Source organism: Spiribacter curvatus, from assembly GCF_000485905.1.
Taxonomy (GTDB): Bacteria; Pseudomonadota; Gammaproteobacteria; order Nitrococcales; family Nitrococcaceae; genus Spiribacter; species Spiribacter curvatus.
On the sequence record NC_022664.1, the window covers coordinates 1,076,522 to 1,099,760 of the forward strand.

At 62.1% G+C, this 23,239-nt stretch carries 26 protein-coding genes and 1 pseudogene; 17 read left to right on the plus strand and 10 right to left on the minus strand.

What is annotated here, in order from left to right; genetic code table 11:
- Positions 1-65 precede the first annotated feature (65 nt).
- The 6 genes from SPICUR_RS05335 to SPICUR_RS05360 all read left to right on the plus strand — a co-directional run bounded on the left by SPICUR_RS05335 (position 66) and on the right by SPICUR_RS05360 (position 5,207).
- Entirely contained in the window at positions 66-929 is an 864-nt protein-coding gene (locus SPICUR_RS05335; protein WP_076742165.1) for a Brp/Blh family beta-carotene 15,15'-dioxygenase, read from the plus strand.
- A gap of 3 nt (positions 930-932) precedes the next feature.
- The gene (locus SPICUR_RS05340) at positions 933-1,556 is read left to right on the plus strand and encodes a CDP-alcohol phosphatidyltransferase family protein (RefSeq protein ID WP_023366830.1); all 624 of its coding nucleotides are present in this window, start codon (positions 933-935) and stop codon (positions 1,554-1,556) included.
- Positions 1,557-1,561: 5 nt separating this feature from the next.
- Positions 1,562-2,770 (plus strand): ABC transporter substrate-binding protein, encoded by a 1,209-nt coding sequence (locus tag SPICUR_RS05345; protein ID WP_023366832.1) that lies wholly within the window; start codon positions 1,562-1,564, stop codon positions 2,768-2,770.
- 165 nt (positions 2,771-2,935) lie between these two features.
- Positions 2,936-4,018: an ABC transporter permease family protein gene (locus SPICUR_RS05350; RefSeq protein ID WP_023366834.1), complete on the plus strand. Its 1,083-nt coding sequence runs from the start codon at positions 2,936-2,938 to the stop codon at positions 4,016-4,018.
- Positions 4,019-4,023: 5 nt separating this feature from the next.
- Complete coding sequence (locus SPICUR_RS05355; protein ID WP_023366836.1) at positions 4,024-4,812, plus strand: ATP-binding cassette domain-containing protein; 789 nt, start codon at positions 4,024-4,026, stop codon at positions 4,810-4,812.
- Entirely contained in the window at positions 4,737-5,207 is a 471-nt protein-coding gene (locus SPICUR_RS05360; RefSeq protein WP_023366838.1) for a hypothetical protein, read from the plus strand. The genes SPICUR_RS05355 and SPICUR_RS05360 overlap by 76 nt, the downstream gene beginning before the upstream one ends.
- A 90-nt stretch (positions 5,208-5,297) precedes the next feature.
- Here SPICUR_RS05360 and SPICUR_RS05365 read toward each other — a convergent pair whose 3' ends face one another.
- The 5 genes from SPICUR_RS05365 to SPICUR_RS05385 form a co-directional block, all read right to left on the minus strand.
- On the minus strand, positions 5,298-6,194 hold the full coding sequence (locus SPICUR_RS05365; RefSeq protein WP_148291320.1) for a hypothetical protein: 897 nt from the start codon (positions 6,192-6,194) through the stop codon (positions 5,298-5,300).
- Positions 6,187-6,882 carry an aspartate/glutamate racemase family protein gene (locus tag SPICUR_RS05370; protein ID WP_041381728.1) on the minus strand — a complete coding sequence of 232 codons (696 nt, stop codon included), beginning with the start codon at positions 6,880-6,882 and terminating at the stop codon, positions 6,187-6,189. The genes SPICUR_RS05365 and SPICUR_RS05370 overlap by 8 nt, the downstream gene beginning before the upstream one ends.
- A gap of 22 nt (positions 6,883-6,904) precedes the next feature.
- Positions 6,905-7,225 (minus strand): DUF423 domain-containing protein, encoded by a 321-nt coding sequence (locus SPICUR_RS05375; RefSeq protein WP_023366844.1) that lies wholly within the window; start codon positions 7,223-7,225, stop codon positions 6,905-6,907.
- A 323-nt stretch (positions 7,226-7,548) separates the two neighbouring features.
- The gene (locus SPICUR_RS05380; protein WP_023366848.1) at positions 7,549-8,457 is read right to left on the minus strand and encodes a VOC family protein; all 909 of its coding nucleotides are present in this window, start codon (positions 8,455-8,457) and stop codon (positions 7,549-7,551) included.
- 85 nt (positions 8,458-8,542) lie between these two features.
- Positions 8,543-8,812, minus strand: coding sequence for a hypothetical protein (locus SPICUR_RS05385; protein WP_023366850.1), 270 nt, complete (start codon positions 8,810-8,812; stop codon positions 8,543-8,545).
- A gap of 177 nt (positions 8,813-8,989) precedes the next feature.
- Between SPICUR_RS05385 and SPICUR_RS05390 the strand changes: the two genes are divergently transcribed.
- Together SPICUR_RS05390 and tenA are read left to right on the plus strand one after the other, a co-directional pair.
- Positions 8,990-9,256 carry a DksA/TraR family C4-type zinc finger protein gene (locus SPICUR_RS05390; protein WP_041382291.1) on the plus strand — a complete coding sequence of 89 codons (267 nt, stop codon included), beginning with the start codon at positions 8,990-8,992 and terminating at the stop codon, positions 9,254-9,256.
- A 9-nt stretch (positions 9,257-9,265) separates the two neighbouring features.
- Positions 9,266-9,946, plus strand: coding sequence for a thiaminase II (gene tenA / locus SPICUR_RS05395; protein WP_023366854.1), 681 nt, complete (start codon positions 9,266-9,268; stop codon positions 9,944-9,946).
- A gap of 64 nt (positions 9,947-10,010) precedes the next feature.
- Here the strand turns inward: tenA and SPICUR_RS05400 are convergent, their stop codons facing one another.
- Genes SPICUR_RS05400 through SPICUR_RS05415 form a run of 4 tightly spaced genes read right to left on the minus strand, consistent with a single transcriptional unit; the run spans position 10,011 to position 13,491 of the window.
- The gene (locus SPICUR_RS05400) at positions 10,011-10,559 is read right to left on the minus strand and encodes an OsmC family protein (RefSeq protein WP_023366856.1); all 549 of its coding nucleotides are present in this window, start codon (positions 10,557-10,559) and stop codon (positions 10,011-10,013) included.
- Between the two features lie 29 nt (positions 10,560-10,588).
- On the minus strand, positions 10,589-11,344 hold the full coding sequence (locus SPICUR_RS05405; protein WP_023366858.1) for an ABC transporter permease: 756 nt from the start codon (positions 11,342-11,344) through the stop codon (positions 10,589-10,591).
- A 47-nt stretch (positions 11,345-11,391) separates the two neighbouring features.
- Entirely contained in the window at positions 11,392-12,648 is a 1,257-nt protein-coding gene (locus SPICUR_RS05410; RefSeq protein WP_023366860.1) for an ABC transporter substrate-binding protein, read from the minus strand.
- Between the two features lie 39 nt (positions 12,649-12,687).
- A complete protein-coding gene (locus tag SPICUR_RS05415) occupies positions 12,688-13,491 on the minus strand; it encodes an ABC transporter ATP-binding protein (protein ID WP_023366862.1) in 804 nt (267 codons plus the stop codon).
- 185 nt (positions 13,492-13,676) lie between these two features.
- Between SPICUR_RS05415 and SPICUR_RS05420 the strand changes: the two genes are divergently transcribed.
- The 4 genes and pseudogenes from SPICUR_RS05420 to SPICUR_RS05430 all read left to right on the plus strand — a co-directional run bounded on the left by SPICUR_RS05420 (position 13,677) and on the right by SPICUR_RS05430 (position 16,762).
- Positions 13,677-14,774, plus strand: coding sequence for an acyl-CoA dehydrogenase family protein (locus SPICUR_RS05420; RefSeq protein WP_023366864.1), 1,098 nt, complete (start codon positions 13,677-13,679; stop codon positions 14,772-14,774).
- A gap of 5 nt (positions 14,775-14,779) precedes the next feature.
- Positions 14,780-15,830: pseudogene (locus SPICUR_RS10240) on the plus strand (FAD-dependent oxidoreductase); the annotation flags it as partial.
- Positions 15,813-16,157: an NAD(P)/FAD-dependent oxidoreductase gene (locus tag SPICUR_RS10245; RefSeq protein WP_418064544.1), complete on the plus strand. Its 345-nt coding sequence runs from the start codon at positions 15,813-15,815 to the stop codon at positions 16,155-16,157. The pseudogene SPICUR_RS10240 and the gene SPICUR_RS10245, both read left to right, overlap by 18 nt.
- Positions 16,158-16,180: 23 nt before the next feature.
- The gene (locus SPICUR_RS05430; RefSeq protein WP_023366868.1) at positions 16,181-16,762 is read left to right on the plus strand and encodes a Spy/CpxP family protein refolding chaperone; all 582 of its coding nucleotides are present in this window, start codon (positions 16,181-16,183) and stop codon (positions 16,760-16,762) included.
- A 267-nt stretch (positions 16,763-17,029) separates the two neighbouring features.
- Here the strand turns inward: SPICUR_RS05430 and SPICUR_RS05435 are convergent, their stop codons facing one another.
- The gene (locus tag SPICUR_RS05435) at positions 17,030-17,476 is read right to left on the minus strand and encodes an Lrp/AsnC family transcriptional regulator (protein WP_041382296.1); all 447 of its coding nucleotides are present in this window, start codon (positions 17,474-17,476) and stop codon (positions 17,030-17,032) included.
- A gap of 358 nt (positions 17,477-17,834) precedes the next feature.
- Between SPICUR_RS05435 and SPICUR_RS05440 the strand changes: the two genes are divergently transcribed.
- Genes SPICUR_RS05440 through SPICUR_RS05460 form a run of 5 tightly spaced genes read left to right on the plus strand, consistent with a single transcriptional unit; the run spans position 17,835 to position 23,231 of the window.
- Positions 17,835-18,938, plus strand: a complete 1,104-nt coding sequence (locus SPICUR_RS05440; RefSeq protein WP_023366874.1) for a TRAP transporter substrate-binding protein — start codon at positions 17,835-17,837, stop codon at positions 18,936-18,938.
- Positions 18,939-18,958: 20 nt separating this feature from the next.
- On the plus strand, positions 18,959-19,471 hold the full coding sequence (locus SPICUR_RS05445) for a TRAP transporter small permease subunit (protein WP_023366876.1): 513 nt from the start codon (positions 18,959-18,961) through the stop codon (positions 19,469-19,471).
- Complete coding sequence (locus SPICUR_RS05450; protein ID WP_041381733.1) at positions 19,468-20,793, plus strand: TRAP transporter large permease; 1,326 nt, start codon at positions 19,468-19,470, stop codon at positions 20,791-20,793. The genes SPICUR_RS05445 and SPICUR_RS05450 overlap by 4 nt, the downstream gene beginning before the upstream one ends.
- A 3-nt stretch (positions 20,794-20,796) precedes the next feature.
- Positions 20,797-21,642, plus strand: coding sequence for a sulfite exporter TauE/SafE family protein (locus tag SPICUR_RS05455; protein WP_023366880.1), 846 nt, complete (start codon positions 20,797-20,799; stop codon positions 21,640-21,642).
- Entirely contained in the window at positions 21,639-23,231 is a 1,593-nt protein-coding gene (locus SPICUR_RS05460) for a gamma-glutamyltransferase family protein (protein ID WP_041381735.1), read from the plus strand. Before SPICUR_RS05455 ends, SPICUR_RS05460 begins: the two co-directional genes overlap by 4 nt.
- Positions 23,232-23,239: the final 8 nt, after the last annotated feature.

Here is a 23,239-nt window from a genome sequence, read left to right on the forward strand (position 1 = left end):
CCGGCTCACCCGCTCCTTGGTAACCTACACAGGTTGGTTCATTGAACTGGATCGTGGAGGCAATCATGGATTCATCTTACCGGCCACCCGCCTACTGGCTCTTTCCCATTGGGCTGCTGCTCTCGCTCGGCATCTCGCTGCTCCCCGGGCAGTGGCCACTCTACGCCGTGCTGGCCATCAGCACTGCCGTACTCGGGCTGCCGCATGGCAGTCTCGACACGGCCGTCGCAAAGCGCTACCTCCACCTCAATAGCCTGCCCAGGCTGGTCGCCTTCCTCGCCGGTTACATGGCACTGAGCGCTGGGGTTATCGCGATCTGGCTGCAAGTACCCAATATCGCACTTGCTGGATTCCTGCTCTATTCAGCCGTGCATTTCGGCGACGATGTGGCGCATCGGCTCGGCCGTATCGGCGGCATCGGCTACGGACTGTGGATTCTGGGTCTGCCGGTGACCCTGCATCCGGGCACCGTCGAGCCGCTGTTCGCGATGCTTGGTGCCGATCAGACGGGCTTGATCATCAGCGCGGCGCCGTGGGGGCTCGCCCTGGGCGGTGTCATCCTGCTCTCGGCACTTGCCCTGCATGCCGATCGCGCTCTGAGTGACTGGCGCGACCCGTTGCTGCTCGCACTGGGCGCTGCACTGCTCCACCCGCTTGCCTATTTCATCGCCTACTGGTGCTTTCTGCACAGCCCCCGGCATCTGGAGCTGGCGGCGCGGGATCTCAACCTCCAGGGCTGGCGCGAGCGGTTGCGAGCGGTGGCGCCAACAACGCTGGCGACCTACGCGCTGGCGGCCGCGGCCATCCCGTTTCTGATGGGCGTGCCGAGTGATGCCATCCTCATGCAGGTCATCTTCATCGGACTGGCGGCGCTGACGGTGCCACACATGATCCTCGAATTCATCGCCAGTCCCAACCGCGCGGAGTAGACCATGCTTGACGCCGCCCTGCTGCCCCTCCAGCGCCGGGTACTGGCGCCGATCGCCGGCTTCATGGTGGAGCGCGGCGCTCGTGCCGACAATGTCACCCTGACGGGGTTCGTGCTCGGCATCGTCGCCATGCAGTTGCTGATCCAGGAGCTCTATTTACTGGCATTGGGCTTTATTCTCTTAAATCGTCTCTGCGATGGCCTCGATGGCGCCATTGCCCGCCTGACCCACACGACGGATCGGGGCGCGTTTCTGGATATTGCCCTGGATTTCTTTTTCTATGCCCTGGTGCCACTCGGCTTCGCGGTTGCGGACCCGGTGAACAATGCGCTGGCCGCGGCCACAGTGATCACTGCCTTTGTCGGGACAGGATCATCATTCCTGGCCTTCGCGGTCATCGCCGCCAAGCAGGGGTTATCGGCGTCCGCCTATACCGGGAAAGGCATCCACTACCTGAGCGGATTAACGGAAGGAACGGAAACAATTGGCTTTTTCATTGCGATCTGCCTGTTCCCTGCCTATTTCGCTGAAATCGCCTACGCCTTTTCAGTGGCTTGCCTGATCACCACCTTCACACGCTGGATGCAGGGCATGCGGACGTTCCGTTCTGACCGGGTCGCCTCGTGAGGGGGATGCGATTCACCCTGATGATGCTGAGTGCTTTAGCGCTAGGCACGGGCTCAGCGGCGTCAACCGACACCCAGAATGGCAGTAACTGGGCGGATACGCGGCAAGCCGCGCAGGGCCAGACGGTCTACTGGAACGCCTGGGGCGGCGACAGCCGCACGAACCGCTTCATTCAGTGGGTGAGTGAACAGACACAACAGCGCTTCGGCGTCACCGTCCGCCACGTCAAGCTGGCGGATACCGCCGAGGCCGTCACCCGTGTGGTCACGGAAAAGGCCGCGGGGCGGGATGAGTCGGGATCAGTGGATCTGCTGTGGATCAATGGCCCGAACTTCCTGTCGATGAAAGAGCAGGATCTGCTGCATGGCCCGTTCGTCCGTGATCTACCCAACAGCCGTTACCTTGATCTGAGCCCGGGGTCCGCCAACACCACGGATTTCACCGTTCCCACGGACGGGCTGGAAAGCCCGTGGCGACTGGCGCGGTTCGTATTCAACTACGACGCCGCCCGAGTCGATGATCCGCCGCGGAGCATCCCAGCGCTACTCGACTGGGCGCGGGACAATCCTGGGCGGTTCACCCATCCCCATCCCGATAATTTCATGGGCGCGACGTTCCTCAAACAGGCGCTGATCGAACTCACTCCCGATCCCGCGCTGCTCCAGAAGCCGGTCGCGAGCGCGGATTTCGAGGCCGCCACCGCACCGCTCTGGCGCTGGTATGACGCAATCCGTCCCTACCTTTGGCGGGATGGTCGGACATTTCCAGCCAACGAGTCGGAGCAACAGCAGCTGGTCAATGACGGTGCCGTTGATATCGGCATGTCATTCGATCCGGCCTCGACGGCCGCCGCGATCCAACAGGGTCTGTTGCCGCAGACGGCTCGTGTGCTGATCCCGACCGCGGGCAGCATCGGCAATGTCAGCTTCGTGGCCATCCCCTACAACGCCCGTCATATCGCTGGAGCGCGAGTAGTCGCCAACTTCCTGCTATCACCGCGCGCTCAGGCAAGGATGCAGAATATCGAGGTCCTGGGCGCGTTTTCGGTCCTCGATTTCGATCGCCTTGATGAAGCCGCCCGCGCCCGCTTCGCGGCGCTGCCGGAGGCGCCAGCGCTACCATCGCGCGAGGCACTGGGACAGACCCTGCCAGAACCCCATCCCAGCTGGATGACGAAGCTGGTCGAAATCTGGTCACAGCGATACACCCGCTAGCCTCAGGTATCCGAATGCTGCCGCGCATGGGTCTACGCGCCCTGATCCTTGTGGTCCTGATTGGGCCCGTTCTGTTGGGGGTGATACAGACACTGACCGCTGCGTTCGGCTGGCTACCGGCGCTGGGCGAGCGAAGTATCGGTATCGACCCCTGGATTACGCTGTTTGCCCAGCCGGGGCTGGCGACAGATCCGGCTGCCCACGCTGATCGTGCTCAGCTATGCGCTCTCGAATGTGGATATGGCGTTAATCCTCGGCCCTGCCAATCCACCCGTGCTGGCGGTCATGGTGCTGCGCCTCTACACGGCTCCAGCGCTCTCGAGCCTGCTGACCGCCGGAGCTGGCGCGCTTTTGCAGGCAGGGCTAGTCGTCACCGCATTCGCTGGCGTCTGGCTGCTGGAGCGATTGATCGCCCTGGCGGGACGGCTCTGGCTACGTCAGGGCAAGCGCGACCGGCTCACCGCGCCACTGCTCTCGACCGGCCGGATCGGCACCCGGCTGATTTTCGCTCTGGGTGGGATGGCAGTCACCGCCCTCCTGATCTGGTCGATCACCTGGCGCTGGCCCTGGCCGCAGCCCTGGCCCGAGCAGCTATCGTTGTCGGCGTGGCAACAGTCCGGCAGTGGCTGGATGGGACCATTCGGCCATAGCCTGTTGTTTGCCAGCATCACCACCGCCGCCGCATTGGTGCTCGCCATCGCCTGGCTGGAGACCGAGCATCGTGAGCGATCCTCAACGCTGGCCGGCATTGTCTACCTGCCACTCCTGCTGCCGCAGATCGGCTTTCTACCGGGATTACAGTTCGGATTCCTGCAGCTCGGCATCGACGCCAGCGTGCTTGCGGTGAGCTGGGCGCATCTGCTGTTCGTCTTCCCCTATGTTCTCCTCGTGCTGGCCGGGCCATGGCGGGGATTTGATCCGATGCTCACGCGCCAGGCCGCCTCACTCGGTGCCGGTCCGCTGCGCCGTCTGCTGCGCGTCAAACTGCCCATACTGCTGGGTCCGGTATTGGCCGCACTCGCCATCGGCGTTGCGGTATCCATTGCCCAGTACCTGCCCACGCTGATTATGGGCGCGGGTCGCATCAGCACCTTGACCACCGAGGCGGTCAGCCTTGCCTCGGGCGCGGATCGCCGGATCACCGCGGTCTATGCCATCCTGCAGGCAGGGATCCCGGTGCTGGTTTATGCCATTGCGATCATTACGCCGATCATCCGCGCACGCAATCGCGCCTTTCTCAGGGAGTAGCCACTATGTCGCTGGCGATCGATTCACTGGTTATCCGGGCACCGGACGGCGATCCGCTGTTCCCACCACTCACGCTCGACATCAGCGCCGGCACCATCACGACGGTGATGGGACCATCGGGTGTCGGCAAGACCACTCTGCTGCATGCCATCGCCGGTCATCTCGCCGAACCGTTTATTCTGGATGGGACCGTCCATCTCAACGGTCGCCGCCTCAATCGCGTTCGCGCCGAACGCCGCCGCATCGGGCTGATGGTTCAAGAGGCGACGCTGTTCCCCCACTTGAGCGTGGGCGATAATCTCGCCTTCGGCCTACGCCCAACACTGACGGGATATCGAGCCCGCACGGCGGCGGTGGACCAGGCCCTCGAATCGGCAGGCCTGGATGGCCTGCGCGATCGTGATCCAGCAACACTGTCCGGCGGTCAGCGGGCGCGCGCGGCACTGATGCAGACTCTGCTCGCCGAGCCGGAGGCGATCCTGCTCGACGAACCCTTCTCGCGGCTTGATGAAACCCTGCGCGCCGAGATCCGGATGTTTGTCCTCGACCATATCCAAGGTCGGTCCATTCCCGCCCTGCTTGTGACCCACGACCCGAGTGACGCCAAGGCAGCAGACGGGCCGACGATTCCGCTGGGTAAGGCAGCCATGTCCAATCACATCCCGTGCGGGGCGGGACTGACAGTCTGTGGCTGTCATTCTGCCGAGGAGCAAGACCGATGGCCCGCGAATATGTCCGTCCCGAGATCTCTGAAGCCCTCTACGATGAGCTCACCGAGGATCGCCACCTGCTGATCAACCCCGATCCGTCAGATCTGGTCCGCGCCCTCGATACGGTTCAGCACCGATCACGCGAACGCCAGCTCGAGGCCGCAGCGCTCCTTGATAGCTGGAGAAGACTGCAGAGCGGTGTGCTTGATCCGGTTGGCATTGCCGCCGAGACCCATGCACCCGCTCATTATCAGTGGCCGATGCGCTGCACGCTATTCCAGGCAGTGACCATTACACCGCACTTGACCGGCGCGCTGATCGAGCGCGCCGAGATTCAGCCAGGCGAGGCCCTGAGCTGGCCTATCCCAATGACAGCAGACAGTCATCTCAAACGCCGGAACGCGATTATCACGGCCTTTTGGATGCAGCTGAGCGACCATGATATCCATCAGCTTGATCGACATACCGCCGCTGCCTGATCCATCGCCCGGGCGGTCGTCCCCTGGCTGCTGTGTCTGATCGGTGGCCTGCTCGCGGTGGTCTATCTGCCCATGTTTCTGGGCGGCCAGTCACATCCGCATCTGCATGTCGAGCGCCGCATTCGCGCGCGCCCCCGATGTGGCCAGCAGCTGCCGGGGCAGATCGGGCATCCGGCGGCCCAGCCGTGCCGGGATGCTGGCCTGGTAGCGACAGCGACCGTCATCCGTCGCTGACCAGGCGCCGATATGCGGTGCACCGGTTGCGTTCTGCCACTCCTGCTCATTGAGCGCATCACAGATACCGGCAAGCTCATCCTTGTGCGCATATTGCTGCGGCATCTGCAGGCCGTAGTCGAGCCCCCGACCGATCCGAGGGCTGTTCGCCATCACTGCCAACCGGACCGTTGCACCGCGCACCGCCGGCCAGCCCAGCGGTTCTGCCCAGAGCACATCCGCGGCGCGCCGCCGCACACGCCAGCCATTGGCTTCGACGCTTGCAATGCCCTGCAATCCGTTACGCCACACCCCCAGGCCCGCGCGATCAAGCGGCGCACTCCCCATCCGTGGGTCGGTGAAAAGATGAGTGCCGGCCTCGGTCACCGCCAGACGTACGAGATGCCGCCCGGTGGTATGCCATGGCACCTCGCTGTCGATACAGATCCGACTGCCCAGCATCAGTCCTGCCTGGTTGGAAGAATGAGCGGACTGCACGGCGCCAATCGCACTTTGGGGGTTAAGCCGATAGGCCCGCATCGCCGCGTTGGCGGCAGCACTGACGTTACCGCGAAGACCAGTACTGATCTCGATGGCGGGATAGCGTACGCCGGCATCAACACCGACCCCGGAGAGCCGCTGTCGCTTTATGACGCTGATGGTCTGGGGACGCACCACACGCCATCCCTCAGCGACTTGCGTCAGGCTTGTATCCGGCTCCTGCCCGATCAGGCCGGCAAGCTCGTCAAGCGGCATGGCCGTGGAGTCAGTCATCCGCGAGGGCGAAAGCGACCGCGGCGCGGGCATGCAGCTCGGTGGTATCGAGCACTGGGAGCTTGAGATCGGTCGGATTGAGGAGCAGGCCAATCTCTGTGCACGCGAAAATCACCGCTTCCACTCCGCGGGCCTCCTGATCGGCGATGATGCGCTGGAGCACCTCGCGTGAAGCTGGCACTACTTCTCCGCGGCAGAGTTCATTGAAGATCACCTGGTCGATCCGGATACGATCCGCCTCATCCGGTATGTCGACGGTTACTGCGTCTGAACGGATACGCTCAGCCAGAAACCCCTCCTCCATGGTGAATCGTGTACCCAGCAGACCGACATGCGTGTGCTCCCCGGCGTCGATGGCCCGACGGGTGATGTCGCCAATATGCAGGAAAGGAATAGAGGTCGCCTGATCGATTGAGTCGGCCACTTTATGCATCGTGTTGGTACAGAGCACCAGTGCATCGGCACCCGCCATCTCAAGGCGGCGACCAATGCCGGCAAGACGGGCACCGGCGCGTTTCCATTCAGCGTTGGACTGCATCCGCTCAATGGCGGCGAAATCAACACTATGGAGGAGTACTTCCGCCGAATGCAGGCCACCGAGCTGCTGTTGGACGCCCTCATTGATCAACCGGTAGTAAGTCTGCGTGGACGCCCAGCTCATTCCACCGATCAAGCCCAGTGTCTTCATCGCATCCTTCCGTTCACAGCGCCTATCGGGCCTTCCACCCCGCCCAGACGATCGCCAGCCAGGCAAACATCAGAAGCGTCCCTCCAACCGGCGTCAGATAGGTGATCTCGATGATATCCAGCGAGACGCCCAGATAGATACTGACACTAAAGAGCAGCGTACCGACGGTCATCAGCCAGGCCGCGATCTGGAGACGCCCGCGCGTCGCGTCGGCCAGCGGCAGCCCGAACCCGAACGCAAGCCCCAGCAGCGCCACTGCATGCACCTGGTTGTAGCGCACGGCTGTCATCAGATAGCGGAAATATTCGGCGTCGACGTCCGGCCGAATCAGATGCTCTGACATTGCGCCGATACCGACCGAGAGGAGTCCCAGCAATCCAGAGAGAATGAGAAAAATACGCAAGTCAGCGGCCCTGTTTGTTGATCTCCACCAGCAGCCGATCCGTTATCAGGTGTTCATGAAGAGCGTGATGCTGGATTATGAGACCATTCATTGATGATTGAGTGCATTAAGCCTATGCGGTGTTCAGGCCGTCAAGCGACGGTGCCATCGAGCGCTGGGCGGGTACCCCCCCCCGCCGGTGCGGCTCGCCCGCAGGTAGCGGCCTGAGTAGTCAATGCGCTTCTGCCGCCCATCGCGGTCCTTTTCACCGACCTTAAAGGTTGTCATAGGCGCCGAGTGACAAGCGCTGGCAACTGCGCCTCGATGGTGGCGCGCATCGGCTCATGCACCGGCGCTAGCTTGAGGGCACTGCCCAGTGATTCCACCGGCTCATCCACGTCAAACCCGGGGTCATCCGTGGCAATCTCAAACAGCATGCCACCGGGTTCGCGGAAGTACACCGAGCGGAAATAGTACCGATCGACCTCACCGGAACACGGCAGCTGCCGCGCCTGTACCTGCTCCAGCATCTCGAGCAGCGCCGGACGATCCGCGACCCGAAACGCGACATGATGGACGGTGCCGTAGCCCGCCTGTCCCGGTGCAACGTCGTTGAGGAGCTGTAGCTGGTCGAGGGTCCGTTCACCCTGGCCCTGAAACCACTGCCCGCTGGCATCCGCATGCATCGGGGTGTAACCGAGCAGGTCCGTGAGCACACGGGCGGTCGCCTCGGGCCGATGACTGGACAACGACATGCCCGCAAGTCCCTGGATGGTCCGTTCAGCATCGGCGCCGGCCGCCTGTCCCACCAGCGCCAGCGGCAGACCGTCCGGATCGGTGAAATGCAATGCGCTCAATTGATCACCGGTCGTTGAAGCCCGAACCGCTATCCCGGCAGCCATCAGATGCTCGCGCCACTCCCCGAGGGCCATCGATGCCACCGCGAGGCGCGTCTCGATCGGCTGCCCCCGGCCGGGCTGTCCCGCCGGCACGCCGGGGAAGGGAAAGAACGTCAGCGTCGATCCCGGCCCGCCCCGAGCATCGCCGTAATAGAGGTGGTAGGTGAACGGATCGTCCTGATTAACGGTCTTTTTGACCAGCCTCAGGCCCAGCACATCGGTGTAGAAATCGAGGTTACGCTGGGGGTCGGCGGCAACCGCCGTTATGTGGTGAAGGCCGTTGATCAGACACATCCCGCCATTTTAGCAGAGCGCTTGAGGCGCAATGAGCGCGTCGGTCTCAAGCACGCTCTCCGTCTCCCCTATTCTGCCGCGGGCCTTACTGCCGCTCGCTGGGATCGAATCGCTTTCGGCTGTAGCGGAGCACGTAATACGTCACAAAGCACATGGTAATGAGCGCGATGTGGCCGACGATGGAATAACCAATCGTGACATATTCGCCAACATACAGCCCAAATGCGACACACCACATAAACGCAAGGCCATTGGTCGCCAGATACTTCCACTCCAGTGGCGCATTCGATAAGGCGTTGGTGGCGGGATTCACCAGCGTGAACAGAAAACGAATCAGCTTGAACAGACCCATCATGGCGGCGTCTCCTATCGATAGCGAGCCGTTACCCGCTCACCGTCCGCGCTTCCCGGGCTTTTTGCAAGGTTAACCGGGAATAACCCGTGCACAATCCAAGGCAACCGCCGTTATCGGGTGAAGGCCATTGATCAGACTCATTGGTACACTCTCGCAAAGCGTTTCAGGAGCAACTGCATGGCAAAGGGCTGGGCCAGCGAAGACGCCGCACAGGAAGAAATCGACAGCACCGTCAGCGATGCGGTGCAGCGGGCACGCAGTGCCCTGCCCGAGGGCGAGAGCCTGACGAACTGCGAGGACTGCGAGGTGCCCATTCCCGAGGGGCGCCGCCGAGCCATGCCGGGCGTCCGCCTGTGCGTAAGCTGCCAGGAAGAGGCCGACCAGGCCCGGGGGGCTCACAGCATCTACAACCGCCGCGGCAGTAAAGACAGCCAGCTACGCTGAGGGTGAGACATGACTGACGACACGCAATACCGATTCAGTGATCTAAAGGCCGCCTGTGAGACGGCCTGGCAGGCCTACATCCAGCATGACTTCGTCGCGCAGCTCGCCGATGCCAGGCTGCCCCGCGACTCCTTCCAGCACTACCTCAAGCAGGACTATCTGTTCCTGATTCACTTCGCCCGCGCCTTTGCGCTCGCTGCCTACAAAAGCCGCACGCTTGCCGACTTGCGCCAGGCCCACGAGGGGCTGAAAGCCATCGTTGATCTCGAGCTGGGACTTCATGTGGACTACTGCCGTGAATGGGGCATCAGCGAGGCCGAGCTCGAGGCACTGCCCGAGGCCCGCGCCACGATGGCCTATACCCGCTATGTGCTCGATACCGGCCATCGCGGCGATCTATTGGATCTGCATGTGGCACTTGCCCCCTGCGTGATTGGCTATGGCGAGGTCGCCAACTGGATCAATCAGCGTTCCAGCACCGTACGCGGTGCGGATAACCCCTACGACGCCTGGATCGCAATGTACGAGAGCGCGGAATTCCAGGACGCGATGCAGGCCGAGCAGCAATGGATCGATGCCCGACTGGGGGGCGTCACCCCCGCGCGCTTCGAGGAACTGGTGACGGTCTTCCGCGACGCCACGCGGCTTGAGATCGACTTCTGGGCGATGGGTCTGGAGCGGCGGGGTTAGCCGAAGAAACAGCCGCAGGATTTCACCGTCATTAGCGCGAGCAAGTCCGCCACCGGCCGGGCGGTCAGTCCTCGGCCAGCCCAATCTCAAAGTCAATCGGATTGCGCACGGTGTTACCCACCGGTGAGAAATAATTCGCCCGCTGGACAATCTCATCCAATACTTCCCGCGAGGCATCGCCATCGATATCGACTTTGACACGCACGGCCTGAATGCCCATCGCCTCAGGTGAGGCCTCATGTCCACCCGCTCCCCAGGCTGCGGGGTTGCCGATATCCCCTTCCAGATGCAGCTCTAGATTACTCAGCGAGACCTGCTTCCAGGTCGCGACCGCGATGATGCCAACCGCCAGGCACCCGCCAAGCGCAGACAGCACGACCTCAGCGGGGGCGGGTGCGGTATCCTGGCCAAGGAGATGTAGCGGCTCATCAACGACCACTTCATGACCCCGAACATGGCTGACGGTGCGGTACTGACCCTCTACCACCGTCTGAACCTTATTGGTTCCCTGAGTGTTCGGGTTGTTACGGCCCTTTTCCGCAAAGCTCAACAACCCATCCCGATCGATGGGACGGAGGTGTTTGCGGACGGTTTTCTCTGCGGATTCACTCATTTCAGCGTTCTCCTTTTTTTACAAATCACTCAAGACTGCCAATCGAATCGACGGGCAAGCGTCACAACAAGGCCATCGAGCCCATAACCAATCACACCGATCCACAGCACCAGTGCCGCTAGCTGGTCATAGGCGAGAATGTCCCGGGCGTCGTTGATTGCATAACCCAGCCCGCTCGTCACTCCCAGATATTCGGCTGGCACAAGCACCACCCAGGCCACGCCCAGAGCGAGGCGAATGCCCGCCAGCACATCCGGGGCAATAGACGGAAGCGTCAGCCGCCACAGCCGACCGATGGGTGGTGCGCCCAGATTCCGCGCCACTCTTGAATGCAACGGGTCGATGCGCTGCACCGCGAATGCGGTTGAGAACAGCACCGGCCATACCGCTGCCATGAAAATCAGAAAGACGATGGCCCCATTCCAAGTGGCGAAAACCATCACCGCGATCGGCATCCACGCCAATGGACTCACCATGCGCAGCAGCTGGAACGGAAAGCCGGTCACACGGCGAAGCACGGCCGACGACCCGACAACAATGCCAAGCGGCACAGCAATCAGAACCGCCAATGCCATCCCAAAACCGACGCGGTAGAGACTTGCCCCGGCAGCCTCAAGCAGCGCGCCACTGACAAGCAGCTCCCAGGCCGCTGGCAGCGCGGCCTCCGGGGCAAAGCGCGTGAACGCGAATAAATCAGGCTGCGCCTTGATGTATTGACCACCCGCCCACCAAAGCAGCAACAAGGCGAGTGCGCCCGCGATCGGATAAGCGACCCGGTCGAGCAACCGTTGAGCCCACCGCGTGGTGCTATCGTTCGCTATTGCTGATGACATCACAGCTTGATGCGCTCTTTCCGGGTCAACTCATCCAGATAATTGGCGCCCGGGTGCTGACGCAGCGCCTCTTCCACAAATCGGTACTCCACCAGATCATCAGCGACGAAATCCGGGTCAAGGCCCTGCAGGAAGGTTGTATCCCCCTCGACCAGCGTCTGGTTCATTTCCACGACGAGCCGCTTGGTTGCTGAGGGGTAAGGGTAGGGAGAGAAATCGATCCGCCCGACCCGCCAGTCCGGGTGACTCACCGCTCCGCTGTCCCGATATTCCGGCTCGTCGTAATGCGTCATGGCCCGGCGGACCACCTCTGCCGGCATGGGCAGATAGCCCTGCCCGTCCCTTGAGAGCATCTCAGCGACCTTGCCTTTATTCTGCTGCGCATATTCGGAACCGCGCACGACCGCATTAATGACCCGCTGGGTCCATTCAGGTCTGGCATTCACCTGCTTTTCATTCATGCATACAACGCAGCACGGATGGTTCTCCCACATATCGCCGGTAAATCGCAGCAACCGACCGCCCGCAAGCAGCTCGCCGGCCGCATTGAACGGCTCGGCAACGATGTATCCATCGATCTGCCCTGCCGCCAGACTCGAGGGCATCTCCGGGGGCGGAAGGATAAGGAGGTTCACCTCATCATCGGCAAGCGGATCTTCCTGGCGCTGAATAACGGGGCGGAGGCCCGCGTTACGCAGTCCCATCTGAATCAACGTGTTGTGAATGGAATACCAATAGGGAACCGCGATCTGCGTGCCACCCAGTTCGGCGAAGGACTCAATCCCGGAACGTCCACCGACCACCAATCCCGAACCGTTGATGTGGGCCCAGGCCATGATCTTGACCGGGAAGTCGTTGTTGTAGCGCATCCATACGGGTATCGGCTTTAACAGGTGGACGAGATTGAAGCGCCCACGGACGAACCCTTCGACGAGGCCCGACCAGCTTCGAATCAATTCCGGCGCTTCTGTCGTAACCCCCTCATCCTCGAAGTACCCCATGGCGTAGGCGGTGAGCATCGAGGTGGCATCGGTGATCGGCAGATAACCGATATTCAGTACCGGATTCTCAGCGTCCTGCGCACTCGCTGCTCCCGTCGGCAGCGTCAACCCCGCGGCCAGTCCGCCGATCACTGCCATGCCATCCAGCACAAACCGACGCCGGTCCGCCTGAATGTGGTAATCGGTCGACAGGACTTCATCGCATCCGCACTGCGCGTGGTGATGTTGGTCCGGTGATGTGTGCCTGTTGCTCATGAGTACTCCGGCTTCAATTCGATGGGATCGGCGGGCGGGCTAGAGCCCGACAGCCATGGAAGGTGCTGCTTCTGTGCTGGTGACCGGTGTCGACGGACTGCGCCGGGCCCGACCGAAGGCGGCCAGCAGCTCGTCACGCATGTCGGCAAATCCCGGCATCCCAGGACGACGGGGTCGGGTCATTCGATTATCGACCAGGGCATGTATACGGCCGGGACTGCGCTCCATGACCCCAATCCGATCACCCATGATGATCGCCTCATCCAGATCATGAGTGACCTGAACAAGGCTTATCCCCTGCTCGGCTACGATCCCGAGCACCTCATCCTGAAGATCGGTACGCGTGAAGGTGTCAAGCGCCGAAAACGGCTCATCGAGCAACAGCACGGAGGGCGACATGACCAGTGAGCGGGCGAGCGCAACGCGCTGTTGCTGACCGCCGGAGAGATCCCGCGGACGACTGCGCGCTTTATCCCGCAAGCCGACCCGATCGAGCATGTCCATGGCCGTTATTCGCCTCGCCTTCCCGATGCCAGCGAATTCGAGCCCCAGCGCGACGTTGTCCACCACATTCAGCCAGGGGTAGAGAGCCGCATGCTGGAACATGATATTCCACTCCGGGCGCGGCCCGAGCACCCGGGTCTGACCAATATGAATGGAGCCGGCGGTGGGACGGATCATGCCCGCGATCATGTTCAGCAATGTGGATTTACCACAGCCACTCTCGCCAACCAGGGCAAGGCTCTGCCCGGGTGGTACCGCCACGGAAATATCCTGCAGTACGGGCGGATCATTCCGATTGAACCAGTGGTTGAGATGGTCGATCCGAATACCAGCCGGCATGTTTTTCTCCGCTGATTCAATTGATCAGCGAACGGTACAAGTCGATCGAAGCCGATTGAAGAAACCTTTTTTCATATCGATATAATCAGACGAAACCGCAATATCGATATGCCCAATTGATATTTCTCAGCGAGTAATCATCCCAATACGCTTTCGCAGATCGATGTTTCTTACTGGAGACGACCATGGCGAGCGTAGCCGAGGCGATTGCCCGACCCACCGCCGACACGAAAGAACTGGTGACCCATGCACTCGAGCCGATCGTTGTCGACATCGACCGGGCGGGCCACTACCCCGAGTCGTTCATGCGCCGCTTTGGCGAGGGCGGGCGCTACAACCGCCATACATCACAGAATGGCTATGACTTTGCGGACGCCATCGATGCCATGAGCGACGTGTCGCGGGTCTGCATGTCCACGGGGTTCTGCGTCTGGTGTCATGACGCCCTGACCTGGTACCTCGACAATGCAGAGGTGCCGGAGACACGCGAGAAATGGCTCGACCGCGTGGCCAGCGGTCAAACGCTTGGCGGCACGGGGCTGTCCAACGGTATGAAAAACGTCGCGGCCATCGAAGAGCTGAAGATTCATGTCCGGCCGACTGAGGGTGGTTATATCGCAAGCGGCACCCTGCCCTGGGTTTCCAACCTGGCCGACGGTCATGTCTTTGCAGCGGTATTCAATAACGCCTCCACGGGCAGGCGGGTGATGGCGTTGGTCGACTGCGCAGCACCCGGTTTTGCGCTCAAGCAATGCGCCGAGTTTGTCGCATTGGAAGGCAGCGGGACCTATGCATGCCACTTCAATGATGTGTTCATTCCCAATGACCAGGTAATCAGCCACGATGCCGCCGGATTTCTGCCCCGGATCCGTGCCGGGTTCGTGCTCCTGCAGATGGGCATGCCGCTCGGCGTCATCGAGGGGTGCATCGAGATCATGGAGTCGATGGCGAAAACGCACGCGCACGTCAACGGTTATCTCGACGAGCAGCCGGAGGCGCTGCGTGAGGAGCTGACGGATCTGCGCGCCGCCGTCCACGCCCTGGCGGATGAGGTGCATGGGGACGCCAGCGACAGCCTCTTCCGTGACGTTCTGCAGGTGCGCGAGCGGGGCTCGGCCCTTAGCCTGCGGGCCTCCCAGGCGGCCATGCTTCATGCCGGTGCCCGCGGCTACCTCGCGGATGCACCGGCACAGCGAAAACTCCGGGAATCGTATTTCGTCGCGATCGTCACCCCCGCGATCAAGCATATCCGCAAAGAGCTCGCACGGCTCGAGGCGGCCTGAACCCAATGACCGCCCATAGCGCTTCTGATTATCGGCAATACATCTGCCTTGTCTGCGGCTACATCTACGATGAAGCCAATGGCGATCCGGACGGCGGCCTGCCGCCCGGTACCCGCTATGAGGACATCCCCGATGACTGGGTATGCCCCGACTGCGGGGTCAGCAAGGCTGACTTCGTGCCGATCGACGACGCGACACAGACACCGCCACCGGCCGCCGTCAGTCGCGTCACGAACGCTGCCCGCCGACCCCTCACAGGTGGTCATTATTGGCGGCGGCATGGCCGGATGGGCAGCGGCTGAAGCCATCCGCCGGGCAGACCCGAACCGAGCCATCGTGCTGATCACCGCGGATGCCGGCCATCACTATCCAAAACCGCGGCTCTCGAGCGCCGCAGGGGAAGGGTTGGCCCCCGATGAGATCATCATGCGCCAGGGGCCGGAGCAGGCGGCGAAACATGATGTCGAGCTGCTGGCGCACACGCGGGCACTCAGCATCGACCGTGGCCGGCGGCGCGTCATCACCGCCCGTGGCGGCGTGCCCTATCATCGGCTGGTGATCGCGATGGGCGCCGAGCAGCGCAGACTGCCGCAGCCTGGCGACGGGGATGGCACCATCCACACCGTCAACTCCCTGGAGGACTATCGAGTCGTTCGATCGAGAGTGGATGGCGGGCAATCCTCCATCTTGATCATCGGCGGCGGACTGATCGGCAGTGAATTCGCCAATGACCTCACAGTGGCTGGGCATCGCGTCACGCTGGTGGAACGCGCGGAGCATCTCCTCTCCGCCCTGCTTCCCGCAGCGGCCGCCCGCTCGCTTGAGGCCCGGTTCATCGAGAAGGGCATTGATGTCCATACCGGTCGCAGCGTGCAGTCACTCAATACTCAACCGACTGGGGACCTGACGGCCACACTGACCACGGGTGAAACTTGGCGGGGTGATCTGGTGATCTCGGCGCTCGGTCTTCAGCCCAATACCCACCTGGCGAACCAGGCAGGGCTTGAAACCCATCAGGGCCTGGTGGTCGATGACCAGATGCGCACGAGCGACGGGTGCATCCTTGCCCTGGGGGACTGCGTGGAACACCGGGGTGTCATCCGTCCTTATGTGCGGGCACTCCGCCGCCAGGCGAGCGTCCTCGGGAAAACGCTCGCCGGGGATGCCGCCGTCTACGACGGCAAGCCGGACACCATCATCATCAAGACAACGCTGTATCCAGTCGCTGTCCATCCACCGTCCAGCCATGGCGAGTGGGTTGCCGCACAGAACGGCCGCTGGAACCACTACAGCGGTGGCCGACTCACCGGCTTTGCTCTCATGGACCGAGCGGTTGCAGACGCCAAACGGGTTGAGAGAGAGTTGGGGGAATATGTCGAATAGTTAATGTGCCGCGGTGAGAAAACATGCAGATACTGAAATCTCTCATCCTTGCCCTGACCATCGCTGGTCTGAGCGGCACCGCCCTCGCCCAGCATTCGGAATACCGCGGTGACGAAGATCGCGCCATTAAAAGCCTGTCTGCCGACGACATTGAAGCACTCCGCCGTGGCGGCGGCTGGGGGTTGGCACGGGTTGCCGAACTGAACGGCGTACCAGGGCCCTCACACCTGCTTGAGCTTACGGATGAAATCAATCTGGATGCCGATCAGCAGGCAGCCATCGAAAACCTGTTCACTACCATGCAGGCCGAGGCCATCGCCGCGGGTGAGCGGTTTATCGCAGCCGAGGCCGCGCTCGAGTCCGCCTTTCAGTCGGGCGATGTAACGCCTAACGAGCTCCGGGACCACCTCGATACCATCGCCGAGCGTCGCAGCGACCTGCGCTACGTGCACCTGGAGGCGCACCTGGAGACGCTGGATATCATCACCGATGAGCAGGTCGCCCGGTACAACGAAGCCCGCGGCTACAGCACCCGCTCGGATTGTGATGATGTGCCCGAGGGGCATGACCCCGAGATGTGGCGCCAGCATCAGGGGTGTGAGTGAGCATCCACAAGCGCGGTGGCCGATCACTTAGCGCGATACCAGATCTTCGTTATCGTTAACGCCAGCTCTCGCCGTCTTCGGTCAGTGCGTTCCCACTGTGATAGCGCTTGACAAGCATTCTGGTACCGACGTCCGGGTTCTGGATGTAGCGATACCGGGCGAGCACCATTCTGCTCTCTTGGGTGTTGCATAGCCCGGAATGCTGATGCGGCCGTTCGTTGGTGTAGCAGCGCATCCCCTGGCAAACACCTGCTAGCCATGAGCCGACTAGATTCGAGGCCCTCCTCGGCGATGCTTGATCCGGCGCAGCAGTTGTTTGCATTCAATGCTGATCACACCGTCCCGGCTGAAAAAGTGATGGGAGACAAACGCATCCAGGTCGCCTTCAGTATCCGTGAGGGTGTGAATATGCAGGCTTTGCATATCGCTCATCAGGTAAAGACTAACCACCTCAGGAGCCGCTCCCAGCCGGTCACAGTAGGCCTCAATCCTATCCGGGCGTATGCGGGCATCAATAAATGCCGAGACGGCGCGCCCCATCTTCGCGGGGTTCACTACGGCTGTGAATTTCTCGACTACCCCCTGATCCACCAGGTGCCGTATCCGCTCCCGGGTGTAAGCCCGGGATAGCCCGACCTGACGGCCGACTTCCGCGAAACTCATCCGGCTGTCTTCGATTAACAGCTCAAGAATCTTTCGATCCGTTGCGTCCACCACAATCGGGTCCTCCGTGCTCCTTATACGGGCATCCAGTCCGAAACGGTGCTCACCATACGGATGCGGCGCTTGCCCACCTATCTGATGCAAAAAGCTCTCCAACAATCGCAGCTCAATAACAAACGGGCGTCAAATCCGCTCCGAACGTCCGATTGTCATTTCTGGTTTTTCGGCACAGGCACCGGCTTGGTGCGTTCGCACCGGATTGAGGAACCGTGCGCTGCATGTCACCAGACGGACCAAATACCCGCCGCACAGGCCTCTAGCGGCCGATAAGCGAGGTTGGCACGGGCCTTGCGCTGAATGTTGTGGATCCTGAGCCCAATGGCTCTTCGACAACCGCGAGGTAAGCGCAATGAGTATCAAGCGACGTGATTTCCTGAAAGCCGGTGCGGGCGTAGCCGCCGGGTCCGGCATCATTGGTGCGCCCATGGTGGCTAAGGCGCAGTCATCCCAGACCTTCAACTGGCGCATCACCAATGCCTATCCCCCGGAGTCCCCGTTCTATGTCAGCGGTCCGGGAAGCCCGGAGGATTTCTGCCGCAAGGTAGAGGCCATGTCCGGGGGGCGACTAAAGATCCAGCATTTCGCCGCCGGCGAACTGATCCCGGCCCTCGAGGGCTATGAGGCCGTGTCCGCGGGCACCGTGGAGATGAACGCGGCCAACGCCTATTTCTGGGCGGGTCAAATTCCTGCCGCACAGTACTTCACGACCGTGCCCTTTGGCATGAACTTCCAGGGAATGAATGCCTGGCTTTATCACGGGGGTGGTCTTGAGCTGTGGCAGGAGCTGTACGCAGACCGAGGCATGGTTGCATTTCCGATGGGCAATACCGGTGTACAGATGACCGGCTGGTTCCGTGAGCCGATCACCTCGGTCGAGGACTTCGATGGGCTGACGATGCGGATTCCAGGTCTTGCGAGCAAGGTGTACGCAGAGCTGGGTGTCAATGTTCGGCTGCTCCCAGGCGGTGAGATCTTCCCGGCCCTGGAGCGGGGCGTGATCGACGCCGCCGAGTTTGTGGGTCCGTACCAGGACCGGCGACTCGGCCTACACCAGGCGGCAAAGTACTACTACACCACGGGCTGGCACGAGCCGAGCAACGCCACGGAGCTGCTCATAAACGCAGATGCCTGGGCCGAGCTCCCAGACGACCTAAAAGCAATCGTCCGCACTGCCGCCATGGCCTGCAACCTCGAAAGTCATGCCTGGTCCGAGGCCAACAATGCCGATGCACTAAAGGACCTCGTTGAAAACGAGGGAGTGGTGGCTGACACGCTCCCAGACTCTGTGGTCTCCCGCCTGCGCGAAGTGACCATGGATGTGCTGGAACAAGGGGCCGCCGAGGACGCGGAAACCCGCAAGGTGCACGACGCGTACTTTGCATTCCTCGACAAGCACGCCTCCTGGGCCGCGCTCAGTGAGGGCCCAGTCCAGCGCTTCCTGAACAACGCCTAAGCCAGGTTGAGGGAAACGACATGTCGCGCATGACGGAGTGGATCGGGCGAATATTGGATGCAAGCGGCTGGCTAGCCAAGGCGAGTGCACTGTTGCTGGTCATTCTGGTGACCGCCAACGTCCTCGCCCGCTACCTATTCAGCACCGGCAATGTCGGGCTGCAGGAGCTCGAATGGCATCTGATTTCGCCCATCGCCCTGCTCGGTATGTCGTATGCCCTCCATCATGGTGAGCATGTCCGCGTTGATGTGTTCTACGAGCACATGCGCCCGACAGTACAGGCCTTTGTGGACATGCTCACCGCTCTATTAACGCTGGCCATCGGTGTCTACCTCGCCTGGGTGGCGATTCCCTACGTCCAGGCGTCCTTTTCGATGGGGCAGGGCTCTCCGAATCCCGGTGGCCTGCCTCACCGATTTCTCCTGAAGGCCTTTATCCCGATTGGCTTCGGTCTACTCGCCCTGCAGGCACTCGGAGCCCTTTTCGAGGCAGTGGCCACATTCCGCACCGCTCGCAAAGGAGTCCATGAATGAGCCCTCAGGAAGTCCTAGCACTGCTCATGCTCGCGGGCTTTATGGGCATGATTTTGATCGGTATCCCGGTTGGCATCTCTCTGGCAACCTCCGGGCTTTTGTTCGGTTTCCTCGGGTTCGGGTCCACCCTCTTCGACCTCCTTCCGTCGCGCATCTACGGCGTCGTGACTAATTACACCCTGCTCGCGATCCCGTTGTTTGTATTCATGGGCGTAATGCTCGAGAAATCGAAAATTGCCGATGCCCTGCTCGAGACTCTCGGTCATGCGATGGGTGGACTGCGTGGTGGCATGGGCATCGCAATCGTTCTGGTGGGCGTGTTGATGGGCGCGGCCACCGGCATCGTTGGCGCTACCGTTGTCACGGTGGGCCTGCTCACGCTCCCTGTCTTAATGCGCCGGGGCTATAGCCGTAGCGTTGCCTGCGGCACGATCTGCGCCTCAGGCACGCTGGGTCAGATCCTCCCGCCAAGCCTGGTGTTGATCTTGCTGTCGGATATCCTCGGCGAATCGGTCGGTAGCCTGTTCGCCGCCGCGCTATTTCCGGGGCTCATGCTGGCCGCGGTCTATGTCATCTATCTGCTTGTACTGGGCATGGTTCGGCCAGAGACCGTGCCGCCCATTCCCCAATCGGAGCGCGACAGCCTTTCCGGTAGCGATCTGCTCTTTCGCCTCGTTAAAAGCGTGGCGCCGACCATTCTGCTCGTCTTCGCCGTTCTTGGCTCTATCATCGGTGGCGTAGCCGCGCCGACCGAGGCCGCCTCCATGGGCGCCGCGGGCAGTATCGTCATCGCTCTCGTGAGCCGACGGCTCGACCGGCCCATCATGGCGGCAACCCTGAAGGGTACAGTGAGCATCTCGGCCATGGTGTTCTTCATCCTGATCTGCGCACAGCCGTTTGCGCTCGCCTTCCGCGGTCTGGGCGGGGAACACCTGGTAGAGGCGCTATTCGCGCTCCTTCCCGGCGGGCTGAACGCCGAGCTGCTGTTCATGATGCTGCTGCTGTTTATCCTGGGGTTTTTCCTTGAGTGGATCGAGATCTCCTACATCGCATTACCGATGTTCCTGCCCATCTTCCAGGCCGCGGGCGTGGACATGGTCTGGTTCGGGATTCTGGTCGCAATGAACCTGCAGGCCTCATTCCTCACACCACCCTTCGGCTGGGCGCTGTTCTTTCTCAAGGGCGTCTCTCCCCCTGGCATCACGACTCGGGATATCTATATCGGTGTGCTCCCATTTATCGCCCTGCAGCTCATCGGCCTCGGCCTGCTCTTCATCTTCCCCCAGATGGCAACGTGGCTGCCGGCGGCCTTAGGGTGGTAGGCGATGGAATTTCTGGCGCAATATCATCCTGCCTGGCTGTTCGGATTGGCATTAGCGCTCCTCGCGACGGGTATCATTGCCGGCGTGATGGCCGGCCTGCTTGGAGTGGGAGGCGGTATCGTGATCGTCCCCGTGCTCTATCACCTCTTCACGCTGCTCGATATTGACCCGGCGGTGCGGATGCATCTGGCCGTCGGCACCTCGCTCGCGACGATCATTCCGACGTCCATTGTGTCGGCGCGCTCGCACCACCGCAGAGGTGCCATGGACATTGAACTGCTGCGTACTCTCGCCCCGGCCGTTCTTGCAGGTGCTGTTATCGGCGGCTTGTTTGGGAGTCTGCTTGAGGGTGCGGTTTTGAGTGCTATCTTCGCTCTGGTGGCGCTTGCGGTTGCAGCCAATATGGCCATGCGCTCTGAGGGAACGACACTGGCAGCTACCCTGCCCACGCGCGGGTTACAACGGCTGCTGGGAGCTGGCATTGGCAGCGTCTCGGCAGTGATGGGGATCGGGGGCGGCACGTTAGGCGTGCCTATTCTATCCGCGTTCAATTACCCCATTCGACGGGCCGTCGGGACGGCGTCTGCCCTTGGGGTGATTATCGGCGTCCCCGGGGCACTGGGTTTTCTCATTGCGGGGCTGGGATTGCCGGATCGCCCGCCGGGCAGTATCGGGTATATCAACCTCGTCGGGTTTGCGTTGATCGTGCCGCTGACCATGAAAACGGCGCCATTGGGGGCCAAGCTGGCGCACCGGATCAATCCCCGCTGGCTCCGACTGGCCTTTGCCGGGTTTCTGGCTCTCACTGCGGCCCGAATGTTTTTTGACCTACTGGGATCGAGCTCATGATCAACACTCCTCTTGGCCATCGCGGCATGGTGACTGCGCCCCATCACATGGCCGCGGAGGCAGGCCGGGATGTCCTGCGCGAGGGCGGCACCGCTGTCGAGGCGATGGTGACGGCCGCCGCCGTTATTGCAGTGGTCTATCCGCACATGAACGCCATCGGCGGCGACGGCTTCTGGCTGGTGGGCGAGGCGGGACAACGCCCCTCAGGCATCGATGCATGCGGTCCGGCCGCGGGTCTGGCCAGTCGCGACTGGTACCAGGCCCAGGGCACAACCACGATTCCGGCTCGCGGGCCGCTCGCCGCGCTCACCGTCCCGGGTACGGTTGGCGGCTGGATGGCCGCACTTGCACAACCCAACGCCACGAGTGGGCGGATGCCCGTGGCCCGCCTGATGGCTCCCGCCGTCGCGATGGCGCGGGAGGGCGTGCCCACCACCGCGGGACAGGAGGCCCTGACCCGCCAGAAGCTCGACGGCTTGCAGGATATTCCCGGGTTTGCCGAGACGTTTCTCGCGGACGATCTGAGCGTCCCACAGCGGGGGGATCGACTCATTCAGAGGCGTCTGGGAGACACGCTCGAGCAGCTTGGTCGAGCCGGGTTGGGCGATTTCTATCAAGGTGACGTGGCCCAGAGTCTGGCCCACGATCTTGAAGCACTCGGCAGCCCCCTACGGCTTGATGACTTCACCGGGTACAAAGCGCAGGTGGTCGATCCGCTATCGATCACCAGCCGGGACACCCAGCTGTACAACATGCCACCGCCCACGCAGGGTCTTGCATCGCTCATGATCCTGGGTGTTTTTGATCGCCTGCGGGTCCCTGACGGCGAGGGTTTCGCCCATATCCACGGGCTCATCGAGGCCACCAAGCAGGCCTTCCGGGTGCGGGACGCCGAGGTAACCGACCCCGAATGGATGCGGACCCAGGCGGTCGATCTGCTTGACGCCCGCCACCTGGATTCCGCTGCCGCCGCCATCGATCCGCAGCGGGCCGCGCCCTGGCCGCATCCCGCCGCCCCTGGAGATACCGTCTGGATGGGGGCAGTCGATGCGAACGGCCAAGCCACGAGCTTTATTCAGTCGATCTATTGGGAGTTTGGCGCTGGCATCGTTCTGCCGGAGAGTGGTGTGCTTATGCAGAACCGCGGGATGAGCTTCGGCCTCACTCCGGATCACCCGCAAGCGCTCGAACCCGGACGAAGCCCCTTCCACACCCTGAATCCCGCCATGGCCACCTTCGCGGATGGCCGCCATATGCTCTACGGCACGATGGGGGGTGAGGGACAGCCGCAGACACAGGCCGCCGTGTTCACGCGCCATGCCCGCTTTGGGATGCCTCTGCAGGCTGCCGTCACGGCGCCGCGCTGGTTGCTGGGCCGGACGTGGGGTGATTCCTCGACCGGGCTGAAAGTGGAATCTCGCCTTCCGGACGCGGTGATTCAGGCACTCACCGAGGCGGGACACGCAGTGGAGGTGGTCGAGCCGTTCGACGGCATGATGGGACATGCCGGGGCCATCGTCCGGCATCCCGACGGTCTGCTCGAAGGTGCGACCGACCCGCGCAGTGACGGCGCCGTCGCCACGGTCTAGGTCAAGCA